Here is a 15,361-nt window from a genome sequence, read left to right as displayed (position 1 = left end):
AGGCGCGGCAAGACCTGCACGCATCGCCGCGAACCGTGCGGGCATCGTCGCGACGCCGGCCACGCGGCGCGGCACGGTCGGCGGCATGCGAGAGGACATCGAGTTCGCGACCGAGGACGGCGTCACCCTGCGCGGGTGGCACTACGCCCCCGACGAGGGCGCCGCCGACACCCGCCGACCGCTGGTCGTCATGGCACACGGCTTCTCCGCCACCAAGGAGATGTTCCTGGACGACTTCGCCGAGCACTTCGCCGCGGGCGGTCTCGGCGTGCTCGTCTACGACAACCGCAACCTCGGTGCCAGCGACGGCACGCCCCGCGGCGAGCTGGACCCGTGGCAGCAGATCCGCGACTACCGGACGGGGATCACCTGGGCGCAGACCCAGCCGTGGTGCGACCCCGACCGCATCGGCGTGTGGGGGTCGAGCTACAGCGGCGGGCACGTGCTCGTCGTCGCCGCGCTCGACCGGCGGGTGAAGGCCGTCGTCTCGCAGGTGCCGCTGGTCAGCGGGCTGGCCAACGCCCGCCGGCTGATCCGCGCCGACGCCTTCGCCGGGCTGCGGCAGATGTTCGACGCCGACCGGGCCGCCCGCTACGCCGGCAAGGACCCCGCGATGATCCAGGTCGCCTGGGAGAAGAAGCCCGACGAGGCCTGCGCGCTGCCCACCGAGGACAGCCACGACTTCTTCCTCGGGCCGGTCCTGGACCGCGCGACCACGTGGCGGAACGAGGTCACCCTGCGGTCGGTGGAGATGTTCACCGAGTACGAGCCCGGCGCCTACATCGGCCAGATCGCACCCACCCCGCTGATGGTGGTCGTGGCCGCGCAGGACCATCTGACAGTCGCCGACCTGACGCTGGAGTACTACGAGCGCGCCCGGCACCCCAAGGAGCTGCTGGTGCTGCCGGTCGGGCACTTCGACGCCTACACCGGCGACTCGTTCCAGGAGTCGGCACCGGCCCAGTTGCGCTGGTTCCAGCGGTACCTGCGCTGAGCCGCGCACCCGGCTCCCCGCGAGGCCACCCGCGGGGAGCCGGGACGGCGGTCAGGCCTGCGGGGACGGCTGGTCGGAGTTGAAGATGTCGATCCCGAACTTCCACGAGCCGTCGGGCTGGCGCCGGTGGACGACGACGTACTTGCCGGTGTCCACGACCGCCCCACCGGCGCGGATCTCGTACTGCCCCTCCTCGACGGCCAGGTCGCCCTGCTCCACCAGCGTGAGCGTCTTGAGCGTGCCGCTCTCCACGCCCTGGTCGAGCATGCCCTTCCAGAACTCCTCGATCGCGGCCCTGCCCTCGACCGCCGGAGTTCCGGGCGCCAGCACGCGCCCGTCGGGCGCGTAGACCGACGCCATCATCGCGGCGTCCTTCTTCTCCACGCCCTTGATGAAGGTGGCGTTCAGGGCGTCGATGTCGCTGCGGCTCATGGTGTCCTCCTCGCGGGTGCGGACACCCAGCGTCGAACCGCCCACGAGAGCCCGACAGGGACCTCCGACCCGATGCGCCGGGCCTCCCGGAGGGTGGACGATCGCCGCTCGACGCGGGCACCGGAGGCGCTGGAGCAGGCCGGGCACTCCGTGGAGGAGGCCGCGCCGGAGTTCGACGTCGCGGCCCTCGACGACGCCAACCTCAAGGCGTGGTGCAGCTTCCTCGCCGACGGCCCCGCGCTCGTCGCCTCCTGACCTGTTCCTCGGATGCTCGTGCTCTGCCCACGGTGGTGGGCAGAGCACGAGCATCCGAGGAACGACCCGGTCCGGGTCAGCCGGCGGGGACGCCGCGCACCTCCTGCTCCAGCCGGCCGGGCTCGAACGCCGGCCGCCGGTGGGCGGTGGCGCGCATGGCGCCGTCCGGCCGCGGCAGCCGGCGGGCCTTGGTGCGGGTGCGCGACTCGACCAGCCCGGCCGGCGGCACGCGGGGCACGTTGCCGACGATCTCGTCGATGATCCCGTTGCGCTCCTCGTAGGCCGCGCCGCCGTCCTCGCAGCACATGATCCAGCGGATCTCCTCCGGGCTCAGGCCGCGGTCGTGCAGGGCGAGCACCTGCTCCCGCCACCGCAGCGCGACCTCCGCCGCGAGCGCCGGAGGCCCGGCCGGGGTGGCCATCTGCCGGGTGGCCAGCTCGATCTGTCTGACCTCGAGGGCCTTCTGCTCGAGCCCGAGGCGGTACTGCGTCAGGGCGGTGATGGCGCTGACCACGAGGGCGGCGACGGCAGCGACGCCCGTGACCCAGTCGGGCATGGGGACTCCCATCCCATTTCGAAACGAGACAGGGTCATCTTGGGCGTCCCCGACACGCCCGAGCAAAGGGAAGGTCGCGGCACACCGGCGGACCGGACCGGCGGTACAGGATCCGCGTCAGGGAGTGCCCCCGCCCCAGGAGGTGCGGGTCATCGGCGCGGGTCGCCCGGGTCGGTGCGTCAGACGCGGTGGCGGATCCGGATGCCGCGGCCGTCGAGCTGACGGTGCACCAGCACGGCCACGGCCACAGCGGTCGGCAGGTGGCCGGCGGCCAGCGCGGCGGAGCCGTTCCCGGAGTCGCTGGAGGCCGCGAGCACGTTGAGGACGCCCACGAGGACGTTCACGTAGCTGGCGGCACGGAGCACGGCCTCCCAGCGCAGCCAGCCGTTCAGCCACACGCGGATCCCGCCGAACGGCAGGAGCACGACACCGAGCACCCACAACCCGATCATGAACACCGGCACCCCGGCGAGGGCGCCGACGACGCCCTGGAAGAAGTCACCCACGGAGATCCCCGTCCATCGCTCGACACGTGACTGGCACCCGGCCACGGCCGAGCCACGACCAGGACCCCGGGCCGGCCCGCGGCAGGCAGCGACCCCTGCTCTCGGGATGCGGGCGGATGCCTCCGCCGGTGTCCCACCGACGGCGTGGCCGCGACCGTAGTTCGGCGCAGCCGCCCGCTCTGCGACCGACACCACGGGGACGCCACTCGGTGCACACCCGGCTCCAGCGGCGTCGCGTGCCCGCCGCGCACCACCCGTCACCGGGTGCCCGTACCGCAGCGAACGGCCTGACCAGGGAGCGGGGTCCACCGGCGGACGGGCCGTACCGTGGGCGCCGCACGGGGACCAGCGGCAAGGGGGCACGACAGGGTGACGACGGACCTGGACAGGCGGACGACGGGCGTCGAGGCCGCGGCCAGGCTCGCCGACCAGCTGGTCGACGCCTGGGGCAGCTGGGGTCCCAACATGACCCCGGACGCCCGGCGCGTGGCGTTCATCAGCGACCGCTCCGGCACGCCGCAGGTCTGGATCCAGGACGTCGTCCTGGACGGCACCATCCCGCCGGCGCGGCACATCCGCCTCTCCGACGACCCCGTCGTCTCGGTCCGGTGGGCGGCCGACAGCGGCTGGCTCACCTGCGAGGTCGCCACCGACGGCGGCGTCCGGACGGCGGTCTGGGTGGTGCGCCCCGACGGCACCGACGCCCGCCGCATCGCCGGTGACTCCGAGACCCACGCGGAGCTCGGCCCCTGGACCCGCAGCGGGCACCGCTTCGTCGTGACGATCCCGGGCGCGGCCGGCCAGCCCACCCGCGCCTACCTCGCCGACCCGGCGACCGGCCGGCTGGACCCGCTGGCCGAGGGCGTGCTGATCCACGTGCTCGACGTGTCGCTGGAGGAGCGGTTCATCGTCGTCCGCGACGGCGAGCGCGGGCAGCAGTACGTGGTCGTCGTCGACCGGCTCACCGACCAGGACTTCAGCGTGCTGCCGCAGGGCGCGACCGGGTCCACCGACGTCGCGCTGATCCGGCCCGCCCCGGAGGACCACTCCGGCCCGGTCTACGTCTACATGGCCTCCGACGTCGGCCTGCCCCGCCGCCAGCTGATCGGGCTGCCGTTCGGGCCCAACGGCTGGCGCGGCGAGCCCCGGACGCTGGCCGCCCGCGACGACGCCGAGCTGGAGTTCGTCGACGCCGACGACGCCGGGAAGCTGCTGCTGCTGGTGTGGAACGTGGCCGGGCGCAGCGAGCTGGAGCTGATGGACACCGCCACCGGTGGCCGCACCCCGATCTCCGGGCTGCCCGGCCTGGTGGCCGCCAACCCGGTGCTCAGCCGCGACGGCGGCAGCGTGGTGCTCGGCGTGCAGGGGCCGACCCGCCCGCGCGAGCTGTGGCACGTGGACACCACCACGCACGCGTGGACGCGGGTGACCTCGGCTCCCCCGCTGCCGGCCCAGCGGCTCGTCGTCCCCACGCTGCGGACCTTTCCCGGGCAGGACGGGCTGCCCCTGACCGGCTGGCTGTACCGGGCCCCCGCGGGGCTCAAGCGCCCCGGCCCGGCGGTGGTGTACCTGCACGGCGGCCCGGAGGCGCAGGAGCGGCCGACGTTCTCCGCCGAGCACCAGGCGCTGGCCGCGGCGGGGATCACGGTGTTCGCGCCCAACATCCGCGGCTCGTCGGGGTTCGGCCGGGAGTTCGTGCACGCCGACGACGTGCACCTGCGCTACGCCGCGTTCGCCGACGTCCTGGCCGCCGCCGAGCACCTGGTGGAGTCAGGGGTTGCGCCGAAGGACCGGATCGCCGTCACCGGCCGGTCCTACGGCGGGTACCTGACCCTCGCCTCGCTGGCGTTCTCCCCCGGGGTCTTCGCCGCCGGCGTCGACATCTGCGGCATGTCCGACCTGGTCACCTTCTACCGGGACAGCGAGCCGTGGATCGCCGCGGCCGCGGTGTCCAAGTACGGGCACCCCGAGCGCGACCGCACCCTGCTCGACGACATCTCGCCGCTGGCCTCGGCGCACCGGATCGACGTGCCGCTGCTGGTGGTGCACGGCGAGCACGACACGAACGTGCCCCTGGGCGAGGCGCACCAGATCGTGGCGGCGCTGCGCGCGATGGACCGGCCGGTGGAGTACCTGGAGCTCGCCGGCGAGGGGCACGACTACCGCCGCGCCGACTCCCGCAAGCTGCTGGTCCGCACGATGCTGGGCTTCCTCACCGCCGCCCTCGACGGCGCCGGGACCGCCGACGCCGCGCCGGACGAGGCCGTACCGGTCACCCTGGAGGAGTGACCGACCCCTTCGACCTCGACCGGTTCGTGCAGGCCCAGGACGGCGGCGTCTACGAGGCGGCGCTGCGCGAGCTGCGGGCCGGGGCCAAGCGCGGCCACTGGATGTGGTTCGTCTTCCCGCAGGTCGCCGGGCTCGGCCGCAGCTCCACCGCCCAGCACTACGCGGTCTCCGGGCTGCCCGAGGCGCAGGCCTACCTCGACCACCCGCTGCTCGGCCCGCGCCTGGTCGAGTGCGCGCAGGCGCTGCTGGACCTCGGCACTCCCGACGCCGTCGGGGTGCTCGGGCCGGTCGACGCGGTCAAGCTGCGCTCCTCCATGACGCTGTTCGAGCGGGCCGGGCCGGAGGCGGCGGTGTTCGGCGCCGTGCTGGACCGCTTCTTCGGCGGCGAGCGGGATGAGGCGACGCTCAGCAGGATCTGACCGCGCTCACAGCGGGAATGAGACGTACTTGGTGGTCAGGTACTCGCCGATGCCCTCGTGCCCGCCCTCGCGGCCCAGCCCGGACTGCTTGACCCCGCCGAAGGGTGCCGCCGGATCGGACACCGCGCCGCGGTTGAGGCCGACCATGCCGGTCTCGAGCGCCTCCGCGATGCGCAGGCCGCGGGCCAGGTCGCCGGTGTAGACGTAGGCGACCAGGCCGAACGGCGTGCCGTTGGCGCGGGCCACCACGTCGTCGTCGCAGTCGAACGTGGCGATCGGCGCGACCGGTCCGAACGTCTCCTCGGTCATCGCGGCGGCGTCGGACGGGACGTCGAGCAGCACCGTCGGCGGGTAGAAGAAGCCGGGCCCCTCCGGCCGGGTGGCCCCGACGACCGCCCGCGCGCCGGCCCCGACCGTCTCCCGGACCACCCGGTCGACCTTCGCCACCGTCGCGGCGTTGACCAGCGGCCCCAGGTGGACGCCGGGGTCGTCCCCGCGGCCGGAGGTGAGCGCGCCCATCCGCGCCGCGAGCCGGGCGGCGAAGGCCTCGGCGACCGGCGTCTCCACGTAGAAGCGGTTCGCCGCCGTGCAGGCCGACCCGCCGTTGCGCATCTTCGCGAGCATCGCGCCGTCCACCGCGGCGTCGAGGTCGGCGTCGGCGCAGACGATGAAGGGCGCGTTGCCGCCCAGCTCCATGGAGGAGACGAGAACCTGGTCGGCGGCCTGCTTGAGCAGGACGCGGCCCACCTCGGTCGAGCCGGTGAACGAGATCTTGCGCAGCCGCGGGTCGGCCATGGCGGTCGCGGCGACCTCCCTGGCCCGCACCGTGGGCAGCACGTTGACCACCCCGGCGGGGACGCCGGCCTCCTCCAGCAGCTCGGCCAGCAGCAGCGCGGTGAGCGGGGTGTCCTCGGCCGGCTTGACCACGACGGTGCAGCCGGCGGCGAGGGCCGGGCCGATCTTGCGGGTGAGCATCGCCGCGGGGAAGTTCCACGGCGTGATGAGCAGGCACACCCCGACCGGCTGGCGGGTGACGAGGGTGCGGGTCCCGCCGGCGGGGGCGACCCGGTAGTCGCCGTCGATGCGGACCGCCTCCTCGGCGAACCACCGGAGGAACTCCGCGGCGTAGGTGACCTCGGCCCGCGCGTCGGTCAGCGCCTTGCCGTTCTCCCGGGTGATCAGGAGCGCGAACTCCTCGGCGCGGGCGGTCATCAGCTCGAAGGCCCGCCGCAGCACCTCCGACCGCTGCCGCGGCGGGGTGGCGGCGAAGCCGGGCAGCGCCTCCGCGGCCGCCCGCACCGCGTCGGCGGCGTCGGCGGGGGTCGCGTCGGCCACCCGGGCGAGCACGGTCCCGTCGGCCGGGTCGACGACGTCGAACGCGGCGCCGTCGCCGCCGTCCCGCCACGTCCCGCCCACCAGGACGCCGGTCGGGACGGGCCGGGCGATGCCGGGGACGTGCGCGCGGGGGCTGTCTGCCATGGGTCTCTCCTCGGTCGGTGGGGTGTGGCGGGCACGCCGGGACCCCGGCCGCAGCCGGGCGGCCGGGGTCCTGGCAGCGGGTCAGGACGCGGCGAGGGACCCGGTGCGGTCGTGCACCAGCCGGCCGCCCAGGTAGACCTGCTCGACGGTGGTGCCGGTCAGCTCCTCGACGCCGCACCGCCGCGGGTCGCGGTCCAGGACGGCGACGTCGGCGAACTTCCCCGGCTCCAGCGAGCCGCGGGTGTCCCCCTCCCCCAGCGCCCGGGCCGCGTGCAGCGTGTGCATCCGCAGGGCCTCCTCAACCGTGACGGCCTGGTCGGGTTCCAGCGGGTCGCCGTGGAAGTCGGCGCGGCCCACGCAGGCGGCGATGCTCGCGAACGGGTTGGTCTGCCCCTGGTCGGAGCCGATCCACACGTCCGAGCTGGCCGAGATCGGCCAGCCGTCGTCGAGCAGCCGGCGGAACGGGAACTGCCCCCGGCGGGCGTACTCCCCGACGTACTCCGGCACGAACGCGCCGAAGTTGCGGATGAACACCGGCTGCGGGCACGGGACGATGCCCGCCCGCCGCCAGCCCGCCGTCGCGCCGGCGTAGTCGGGCACGAAGTTCCCGGCGTGCTCGATGCGCGGGGTCGGCGCGCCCGCGGGGAGCTCCGCGCGCACCTCGGCGAACGCCTCGCACACGGCGTCCTGCGCGCGGTCCCCGTTGGCGTGCACGGCCAGCTGCAGCCCGGCGTCCGCGGTCCGCCGCAGGGCCTCGATCAGCTGCTCCCGGCTCAGCGCCACGTGCCCGCAGTGGTCCGGCCCGAGTTCCGGCAGGACGTACGGGCGCTTCATGGCGGCCGACGCGGCGGAGTACCCGCCGTCGCTGAACATCTTCACGCCCTGGATGCGGGCCAGCTCGCGGCCGACGGAGAAGTCCGCCCACTCCCGGTACCGGACGGCGTCGTCCAGCGACGTCGTCCCGGGGACCCACAGGTAGAAGTGCATGCGGGTCGCCAGCGTCCCGGCGGCCAGGGCGGCGTCGTAGGCCCGGAGGCCGGTGACGGTCTCCGAGATCTCCCCGAGCGTGGTGACGCCGTGGCGGGTGAAGAGGTCGGCGATCCCCTCCTCGACGGCCCGCTGCAGCTCGCCCGGCTCGAGGTCGGGCAGCGGCAGCAGGTTGTCCATCTCCTTGACCACGCCGGTGGGCGCCCCCGACGGGTCGCGCTCGACCGTCGGCAGCCCGGTGATGCTGTGGTCGACCGACCGGTAGTCGGCGTCGATGCCCGCCAGCTCCAGCGCCCGGGTGTTGAGCACGCTCAGGTGGCCGCCGCAGCGCAGCACGATCGCCACGGACCGGCTCACGCCGTCGAGCTCCTGGCGGGTGGGGAAGCGCCCGTCGGCCAGCTTGCGGTCGAAGAAGAGGTTGGCCTCCCCCACCAGCCAGCCGTCCCGCGCCTCCGGCAGCGCCGAGGTCAGGACGTCGAGCACGTCGGCGACGGTGCGGCACCCCGGCGCCCGGCAGTCCACCGTGAGGTAGCGGGTGCGGGCGGCCACCTCCGAGTGGACGTGCGGGTCGACGAACCCCGGCACGAGGACCCGGTCCCCGACGTCGACCACCGTCGTCCGGTCGCCGGTCAGGGCGTCCCGGTGGGCGGCGGGGACGACGTCGGTGATCGATCCGTCGCGGATGCCGATCGCCACGGGGCCGTCGGGTTCGCCGTCCGGGCCCATGGTGATCGCCCGGCCGACCAGGACGGTGTCCGCCGGGGCGCTCACGTGGTCTCCGGGGCGGTCGTGCGGCCGGCCACCGTCGTCCCCTCGGCCACCGCGTGGCGCTGGGACGGGACCGCCGGGACGGCGTGGGGACGCCCGTAGCCCCCGCGGCCGGCCGGGATGAGCACCAGCCGGGCGCCGGCCCAGTAGACGAGCCCGGACACCAGGACGGCGGGGATCGACGCGGTGAGGAAGGAGAACGGCTCCCGCGCCTCGTAGGTGACCGGGTCGAGCAGGTACAGGTAGGCGACGACGCCCGCGGCGAAGGCGACCAGCCCGACCGGGTTGACCCCGCCCCAGTAGTGGTACGCGCCGGCCGGGGTGCGGTCGTAGAGCGCGTGCGCGTCCAGCCGCTGCCGGCGGAGCAGGAAGTAGTCCGCGATCTGGATGCCGCACATCGGTCCGAAGGCGACCCCGAGGAAGGACAGGAACGTGCCGAAGTGGTCGAAGACGGCATCGGGGAAGAAGCCCACGAACAGGAAGGCGGGGAGGACCGCGAGGAAGGTGGTGAGGTTCCAGGACGACTTGGCCACACCCGGCAGCTGCCGCAGCGCGATCGCGGAGGCGTAGACGCCGACGATCACGGTGCCGAGGTCCGCGATGAGGACGAAGACCAGCAGGATCACGCCGATGACCGGCCCGCCGGTCTCCACGAGGAACTGGGTGGGGTCACCGCCGGAGGACGGGATCACCAGGCCGGCGTACAAGCCCGCCAGCGAGCCGACGCCGACGCCGAGCCCCAGCCCGATGACCAGCGGCCAGAGGGACTTCCGCGCCGAGGGACCGTTGCGGACGATGCCCCCCGTGTAGGCCCACCAGGACAGGTTCGAGGCGATGAGCACCTCGACGCCGCTGGCCCAGTTCACCCGCTCGGACTCGGCGGGGAACACCGCCGGCGCGTCGAGCAGCTCGCCGACACCCAGCTTGTAGATGAGCAGCGCCATGACGGCCACGCCGAGCACGAGGGTGAGGACGGCGATCGGCGGCCCGAAGTCCCGGAGCGACTCCGGGCCCTTCCGGAGCACCAGCAGGGACACGAGGATGCCGGCGATCCCGGACGCCCCGGTGATCCAGCCCGGCGCGGTGTAGCCGAACCCCTCGATGATCGATGCGGTCGCCCGGCCCATGAAGACGAACAGCACGATGTTCCAGCCCAGCGTCGACCCGTAGATCAGGACGACGGACAGGACCGAGCCCCGGACGCCGAGCTGCGGGCGGCTGGACACCGCCGAGTCGATGCCGTACTTCGCGCACACCGGCAGCAGCGCGAGGACGATGAACAGCATCCCGATGAGCGAGCCGGCGAGGATGGCCAGCGTGCCTGCCACGGCGGTCAGGTAGAAGCTGACGAACCCGCCGATGATGAAGCACCACGTGGCCACCGCCGTCGCGATGGACATGCCGAAGGTGACGCGCCCGTCCCACTGCCGTTCCTGGCGCAGGCGCGGCCAGCCGTTCTGCAGCGCCGCGTGCTGCGAGGTCTCCTGGGCGGTCACATCAGGCTCCCGATGAGGACGAGGACGAGGGGGACGAGCACTGTCACGACCAGCAGCGCGACGTAGTCACTGCGCAGCAGCGGCAGGCCCTGGACCGCGGGGTCCTCGATCTCGCTGCAGCGGCGGGCGAGTTCCTGGGCCTCCCACGCCCCGTCGTGCTGCTCGACCGGCCGGCTCACCGGGCACCGCCCACGCCGGTGTCGACCACCGGGATCACCTCGTGCCCGATGAGCTCGAGCGACCGCTTGATCTGCTCGTGGCCGACGCCGTCGATGCGCAGCAGCAGCTCGTCGAGACCCATGGCCTCCAGCTGCTTGATCCGCCCGATGAAGTCGTCCGGGTCCCCGATCATCACGGACGGAGTGTTCTCGCAGAGCCACTCCATGTCATCGCGGTGCTCGATGAGGGCCTTGATCCGGTCGAGGTACTCGTAACCGGGGTTGTCGGCCAGGGGGATGTAGAGGTCGAGGATGAAGTCGAAGTAGGTCTTCGCCATCCCGCCGGCGACCTCCATGGCCTCGGCGCGCGTCGGCGCGCAGAAGGCGGTGGCGACGTAGAGCCCGCGGTAGTCGTTCGGGCGGAGGACGTCGCTGTGGTCGGCCGCGTCGAACGCCCGCCGGTACTCGGTGAGGCACTGGTCGAGGTAGTCGAACCCGAAGTAGTTGTCGAAGGTGATGACGCCGATGCCGCGGGTGCCGGCGTTGCCGTGGGACTGGACGCTCGAGGCGGCGACCGAGACCGGCGGGTGCGGCTGGGTCACCGGCCGCGGCATGATCTCCCGCGGCGGGACCTGCCACACCGGCCCGTCGTGCTCGACGACCGGCCGGCTGATCGCCTTCATCAGCAGGTCCATCCCGTCCTCCCACTGGGCACGGGTGGCCTTGGGGTCGACGCCGAAGGCCCCGAGGGTGTGCAGGTTGTTGCTGCGCGCGGTGCAGATCTCCGCGCGGCCTCGGGACACGATGTCGAGCGTGGCCAGGCGCTCGGCGATGAGGATCGGGTGGTTCCAGGCCAGCAGGACCGAGGCCATCGGGCGCAGCTTGATCTGCTCGGTCTGGGCCGCGATCGCGGCGTAGAGGACCTCCGGTGCGGCCACCGAGAAGTGCGGCGGGCTGAAGTGCTGTTCCGAGGTGCCCCAGGTGGAGAAGCCCAGCCGGTCGGCGAGGCGGACCTCGTCGATCATCTGGTGGTACCGGGAGGCGACGTCGGTCCCGACGAGGTCGCCTTCCTGCAACAGTCCGATGCGCATGGTCGTGCCTTTCGTGGGTGCGGTCGCCGGCTGCGGGGCGCCTCCGGCGGGGAACGGCTGCCGCTCCGTGCGCAGCCGCGGTGGTGTGGATTGCTAGGTTGCGGACGTGTCAGCGGGGAACGGGGGTCCGATCGGGGACGAGCGGCCGGCCGCGGATCCACTGCCGCCGCGGGTCCCCGTCCTGCGCGCGGCGCCCGGCGGCCCCGAGCTCGACGACGTGGAGCGCCGCCTGGTCCTGCTGCTGCAGGAGGACGGCCGGACGCCGTACGCGGAGCTGGCCCGCCGCCTGGGCGTGACCGAGCGGACCGCGCGCCGCAAGGTGGCGGGGCTGCAGGAGCGCGGGGTGCTGCAGATCGCCGCGGTCACCGACCCGGAGGTCCTGGGCTACGCCTCGATGGCGCTGCTGTGGCTGACCCTGGGCAGCGGCGCGGCCACCGACGACCTCGCCGCCCGGGTCGTGGCGCTGCCCGAGGTGGACTACGTCACCGTCACGACCGGCGCCGAGGCGATGCAGGTGGAGGTCCTGTGCCGCGACTCGGCGGCGCTGCGGGTGCTGGTGGACGAGCAGTTCCGCTCCCTGCCGGGGGTCACCGGGGTCGACGTGCTCCCCTACCTCCGGCTGCACTACCAGCAGGCCCGCTTCGACCCCGACCGGCTCGACATCGCCAGCGGCGTGCGACCCACCCTCATGGACGCCGTCGACCGGTCCGTCGTGACCCAGCTGGCCATCGACGGGCGGGTGCCCTTCAGCGACGTCGCCGCGCGCCTCGGCGTCTCCGAGACCATGGTCCGGCAGCGCTTCCAGCGGCTCAGCCACGCCGGCGTCGTGAAGGTGATGTCCATCGCCAACCCGCTGACGCTGGGGTACGCCGCATCCGCCTGGCTGGCGGTCCGGCTCGCCCCCGGCGCCCGCCGGGTCGACGTGGCCGAGCGGCTCACGGCGCTGCCGGCCGTCTCCTACGTGGCCATCACGGCCGGCCGGTGCGACGTCCTGGCCGAGGTGGTGTGCCGGCACCGGGACGACCTGCTGGCCCTCGTCGACGACCAGGTGCGGGCCATCGACGGGGTGGGCTCGGTGGACGTCTCCGTCTACCTGGACGTGCTCTACAAGCCCCTGCTCCCCTACTCCCCGGCTCCCTGAGGCCCGGCCGGCCGCGGGGCTCACCCGGCGAGCCAGACGGTCTTGGTCTCCAGGTGCTTGGCCAGCCCGTCCGGACCGCAGTCCCGGCCCAGCCCTGAGGCCTTGGCGCCACCCCACGGCGCGGTCGCGCTGAAGTCGCCGTAGGTGTTGACCCACACCGTGCCGGCGTGCAGCCGGTCGGCGAGGCGGTGGGCGCGCCCGACGTCCCGCGTCCACAGACCGGCGGTCAGCCCGTACCGGGTGCCGTTCGCACGGCGGACCAGCTCCTCCTCGTCGCGGAAGGTCTGCACGACCAGGACCGGGCCGAAGACCTCCTCCGAGGCGACCGGCGACGCGTCGGCCGGGTCGACGACGACGGTCGGCTCGAAGAAGTAGCCGTCGGCGAGCTCGCCGCCGATGTCGCGGCCGCCGGTGGTGACCCGGGCACCGGTGCCCGCGACGCCGTCGACGAAGCCGCGCACCTTGTCGCGGTGGGCGGCCGACACCAGCGGCCCCATGGTGGACGACGGCGACAGCCCCGGGCCCACCACGAGGCTCGCGGCGTGGTCGTGGACCACCGCGAGGACGTCGTCCAGGACGCTCTCCTCGACCATCAGCCGGGACCCGGCGAAGCAGACCTGGCCGGTGTAGAAGAACGCCGTGGTCGCGGCCGCGGCGGCGGCCTGCTCGACGTCGGCGTCGGCGAACACGACGTTGGGGTTCTTCCCGCCCAGCTCCAGCGAGATGTGCTTGAGGTCGGCGCCGGCCTGGGCGGCCAGCCGGCGGCCCACGGCCTCGGACCCGGTGAACGAGATGGCCGGCACCAGCGGGTGGGCCACCAGCGCGGCGCCCGCCCCGCTCCCGGGGCCGGTGACGACCGAGACCGTGCCCTCCGGCAGGCCGGCCTCCAGCGCCAGCTCGGCCAGCCGCAGGGTCGACAGGGAGGTGAGCTCGGAGGGCTTGAGGACCACGGTGTTGCCGGCGGCGAGCGCCGGGGCGATCTTGATGGCCGCCTGGCAGAAGGGGAAGTTCCACGGCGTGATCGCCGCGACGACGCCGTACGGCCGGCGCGTCGTGTAGACGTGCGCCGACGGGTCCGGGACCGCGACGACCGAGCCGGCGATCTTCGACGGCCAGCCGGCGTAGTAGCGGAACTGCTCGACGGCCAGGCCGATGTCGATGGCCTCGACGAACGCCACGGGCTTGCCGCTCTCCAGCGCGTCGTACTGGGCCAGTTCGAGGGCGTGCTCCTCGATGAGGTCGGCCAGCCGGTGCAGCGCCCGCTCCCGGGCGAACGGCGACATGCGGCCCCACGACCCGGTGAACGCCTCGTGCGCGGCGCGCACGGCCACGTCGACCTCGTCGTCGGTGCAGGCGGCGACGGTGGTGATCTCGCGGCCGGTGGACGGGTCGACCGTCGGGATCCACGGACCGTCGTGGTCCGCGGCCGACGCGGGCGCGGCGGCCCGGGAGACGAACCGGCCGGCCTGCGGCAGCAGACCGGCGATCGGGGCGGGGGCGGTGGTGGTCAAGGCAGCTCCACGGGAGGAGGGACGGGGGCGCTCGGCCCGGCCGCGGTAAGGCGGCGGCGAGCGGTGTGACGGGCTTCACGGCGGAACGTAACAGTGCTCCGCCCATCTTGGCTAGAGCGGATCACGGCCTTGCAAACTCTCTGTTGCGCTGAGTACGGTCCTCCGCCACGGAGGCCGGGATCGGGCCGTTCCGGCACCACGACCCAGGAGGACCAGCGTGCTCGACGTCTTCGCCATCTACGCCTCGCCCGAGGACCCCGCGGCGTTCGACGCCCACTACCGGGACGTCCACGCCCCTCTCACGCGGGCGATGCCGGGTCTCCTCGAGTTCACCTGGGGGCACGGCGACGACCCCTCCGCCTACGTCGTGGCGCGGATGACCTTCGCCTCCGGGGACGCCGCGGACGCCGCGTTCACCTCACCGGAGGGCGCGGCCGCGGCGGCGGACCTGGCCACCTTCGCCGGCGCCGGGGTCTCACTGGTCCGGGTGCCGCGCGCCGACGTCGCGCCGGTCGGTCGGGCGTGAGCAGCGCGCCCGTGCTCGCACCCTGCGGACCCGACCCCTCGGCGCTGCGCCGGGTCTTCGCCGGCTTCCCGTCCGGCGTCGTGGCCGTCGCGGCCGACGTCGGGGGGACGCCGACGGTGCTGGTCGCGTCCTCGTTCACGGTCGGCGTCTCCCAGGACCCGCCCCTGGTCATGTTCGCCGTGCAGCGCAGCTCGACCACCTGGCCTGACCTCGCGACCGCGCCGGTCCTCGGGATCTCCGTCCTCGGCGAGGCGCACGCGCCCAAGGCCCGTCAGCTGGCCGGCAAGGAACGACACGGCCGGCTGGCCGGCGTCGCGGCCACGACCGCGCCGTCGGGGGCCGTGTTCCTCGACGGTGCCCCCGTCTGGCTGGAGTGCTCGACCGAGGACGTCCACCCGGCGGGCGACCACGACATCGTCGTGCTGCGCGTCCTCGCGATGCACGCCGACGACGACTCCCACCCGCTGGTGTGGCACCGCTCCGGCTTCACCACGCTGGTCCGCTGAGCGGAGGACCCATGACGACCCTCGAACTCGCGCCCGTGCGGCCCCCCGGCCCGGCGACCCGGTGGGCGGCGGTGGAGGCCGCGATCGCCGCGGTCAGGGCCGGCCGCCCGGTGGTGGTGCTGGACGACGAGGACCGGGAGAACGAGGGCGATCTGATCTTCGCCTCGGAGCTGGCCACGCCGGAGCTGGTGGCGTTCATGGTGCGCTACACCTCGGGCTACATCTGCGTGGCCGTCACCGAGGAGGA

Annotated in this window: 17 protein-coding genes; 8 read left to right on the top strand and 9 right to left on the bottom strand. The window is 74.0% G+C overall.

Going from position 1 to position 15,361, the window contains the following annotated elements; genetic code table 11:
- The first annotated feature begins 85 nt into the window (after positions 1 to 85).
- Positions 86 to 994 carry an alpha/beta hydrolase gene (locus ACI784_RS10865; RefSeq protein WP_457013461.1) on the top strand — a complete coding sequence of 303 codons (909 nt, stop codon included), beginning with the start codon at positions 86 to 88 and terminating at the stop codon, positions 992 to 994.
- Between the two features lie 51 nt (positions 995 to 1,045).
- Here the strand turns inward: ACI784_RS10865 and ACI784_RS10860 are convergent, their stop codons facing one another.
- Complete coding sequence (locus ACI784_RS10860; RefSeq protein WP_457013460.1) at positions 1,046 to 1,426, bottom strand: YybH family protein; 381 nt, start codon at positions 1,424 to 1,426, stop codon at positions 1,046 to 1,048.
- A 93-nt stretch (positions 1,427 to 1,519) separates the two neighbouring features.
- Here ACI784_RS10860 and ACI784_RS10855 point away from each other — a divergent pair, with 93 nt between their 5' ends.
- Entirely contained in the window at positions 1,520 to 1,681 is a 162-nt protein-coding gene (locus ACI784_RS10855) for a hypothetical protein (RefSeq protein ID WP_457013459.1), read from the top strand.
- Between the two features lie 76 nt (positions 1,682 to 1,757).
- On the opposite strand, the gene ACI784_RS10850 is transcribed toward ACI784_RS10855, so the two are convergent.
- Both ACI784_RS10850 and ACI784_RS10845 read right to left on the bottom strand, forming a co-directional pair.
- Positions 1,758 to 2,237 (bottom strand): hypothetical protein, encoded by a 480-nt coding sequence (locus tag ACI784_RS10850; RefSeq protein WP_456925779.1) that lies wholly within the window; start codon positions 2,235 to 2,237, stop codon positions 1,758 to 1,760.
- A 179-nt stretch (positions 2,238 to 2,416) separates the two neighbouring features.
- Positions 2,417 to 2,743, bottom strand: a complete 327-nt coding sequence (locus ACI784_RS10845) for a hypothetical protein (protein ID WP_457013458.1) — start codon at positions 2,741 to 2,743, stop codon at positions 2,417 to 2,419.
- A gap of 369 nt (positions 2,744 to 3,112) precedes the next feature.
- Here ACI784_RS10845 and ACI784_RS10840 point away from each other — a divergent pair, with 369 nt between their 5' ends.
- Together ACI784_RS10840 and ACI784_RS10835 are read left to right on the top strand one after the other, a co-directional pair.
- On the top strand, positions 3,113 to 5,032 hold the full coding sequence (locus ACI784_RS10840) for a S9 family peptidase (RefSeq protein ID WP_457013457.1): 1,920 nt from the start codon (positions 3,113 to 3,115) through the stop codon (positions 5,030 to 5,032).
- Positions 5,029 to 5,451 (top strand): DUF1810 domain-containing protein, encoded by a 423-nt coding sequence (locus ACI784_RS10835; RefSeq protein ID WP_457013456.1) that lies wholly within the window; start codon positions 5,029 to 5,031, stop codon positions 5,449 to 5,451. The genes ACI784_RS10840 and ACI784_RS10835 overlap by 4 nt, the downstream gene beginning before the upstream one ends.
- A 6-nt stretch (positions 5,452 to 5,457) precedes the next feature.
- Here ACI784_RS10835 and ACI784_RS10830 read toward each other — a convergent pair whose 3' ends face one another.
- From ACI784_RS10830 to ACI784_RS10810, 5 genes are all read right to left on the bottom strand, one after another.
- Entirely contained in the window at positions 5,458 to 6,930 is a 1,473-nt protein-coding gene (locus tag ACI784_RS10830; protein ID WP_457013455.1) for an NAD-dependent succinate-semialdehyde dehydrogenase, read from the bottom strand.
- Between the two features lie 81 nt (positions 6,931 to 7,011).
- Entirely contained in the window at positions 7,012 to 8,688 is a 1,677-nt protein-coding gene (locus ACI784_RS10825; protein WP_457013454.1) for an amidohydrolase, read from the bottom strand.
- Complete coding sequence (locus tag ACI784_RS10820; RefSeq protein ID WP_457013453.1) at positions 8,685 to 10,181, bottom strand: purine-cytosine permease family protein; 1,497 nt, start codon at positions 10,179 to 10,181, stop codon at positions 8,685 to 8,687. The genes ACI784_RS10825 and ACI784_RS10820 overlap by 4 nt, the downstream gene beginning before the upstream one ends.
- The gene (locus ACI784_RS10815; protein WP_457013452.1) at positions 10,178 to 10,360 is read right to left on the bottom strand and encodes a hypothetical protein; all 183 of its coding nucleotides are present in this window, start codon (positions 10,358 to 10,360) and stop codon (positions 10,178 to 10,180) included. Before ACI784_RS10815 ends, ACI784_RS10820 begins: the two co-directional genes overlap by 4 nt.
- Positions 10,357 to 11,430, bottom strand: coding sequence for an LLM class flavin-dependent oxidoreductase (locus ACI784_RS10810; protein WP_457013451.1), 1,074 nt, complete (start codon positions 11,428 to 11,430; stop codon positions 10,357 to 10,359). Before ACI784_RS10810 ends, ACI784_RS10815 begins: the two co-directional genes overlap by 4 nt.
- A 106-nt stretch (positions 11,431 to 11,536) precedes the next feature.
- On the opposite strand from ACI784_RS10810, the gene ACI784_RS10805 reads away from it, so the two are divergent.
- On the top strand, positions 11,537 to 12,571 hold the full coding sequence (locus ACI784_RS10805; protein ID WP_456925791.1) for an Lrp/AsnC family transcriptional regulator: 1,035 nt from the start codon (positions 11,537 to 11,539) through the stop codon (positions 12,569 to 12,571).
- Positions 12,572 to 12,591: 20 nt separating this feature from the next.
- Here the strand turns inward: ACI784_RS10805 and ACI784_RS10800 are convergent, their stop codons facing one another.
- Positions 12,592 to 14,082, bottom strand: coding sequence for an aldehyde dehydrogenase family protein (locus ACI784_RS10800; protein WP_457013450.1), 1,491 nt, complete (start codon positions 14,080 to 14,082; stop codon positions 12,592 to 12,594).
- Positions 14,083 to 14,299: 217 nt separating this feature from the next.
- On the opposite strand from ACI784_RS10800, the gene ACI784_RS10795 reads away from it, so the two are divergent.
- The 3 genes from ACI784_RS10795 to ACI784_RS10785 form a co-directional block, all read left to right on the top strand.
- A complete protein-coding gene (locus ACI784_RS10795; RefSeq protein ID WP_457013449.1) occupies positions 14,300 to 14,608 on the top strand; it encodes an EthD family reductase in 309 nt (102 codons plus the stop codon).
- Complete coding sequence (locus ACI784_RS10790; RefSeq protein WP_457013448.1) at positions 14,605 to 15,114, top strand: flavin reductase family protein; 510 nt, start codon at positions 14,605 to 14,607, stop codon at positions 15,112 to 15,114. The genes ACI784_RS10795 and ACI784_RS10790 overlap by 4 nt, the downstream gene beginning before the upstream one ends.
- Positions 15,115 to 15,125: 11 nt before the next feature.
- The coding region (locus ACI784_RS10785; protein ID WP_457013447.1) for a 3,4-dihydroxy-2-butanone-4-phosphate synthase at positions 15,126 to 15,361 on the top strand (236 nt) is incomplete at its 3' end.

This window comes from Geodermatophilus sp. SYSU D01186, assembly GCF_054050215.1.
This window is presented reverse-complemented; position numbering and strand designations above follow the sequence as displayed.

Coding starts and splice junctions, on each gene's coding strand:
- ACI784_RS10865 (WP_457013461.1), top strand. CDS start 86: ATGCGAGAGGACATCGAGTTCGCGACCGAGGACGGCGTCACCCTGCGC.
- ACI784_RS10860 (WP_457013460.1), bottom strand. CDS start 1,426: ATGAGCCGCAGCGACATCGACGCCCTGAACGCCACCTTCATCAAGGGC.
- ACI784_RS10850 (WP_456925779.1), bottom strand. CDS start 2,237: ATGCCCGACTGGGTCACGGGCGTCGCTGCCGTCGCCGCCCTCGTGGTC.
- ACI784_RS10830 (WP_457013455.1), bottom strand. CDS start 6,930: ATGGCAGACAGCCCCCGCGCGCACGTCCCCGGCATCGCCCGGCCCGTC.
- ACI784_RS10810 (WP_457013451.1), bottom strand. CDS start 11,430: ATGCGCATCGGACTGTTGCAGGAAGGCGACCTCGTCGGGACCGACGTC.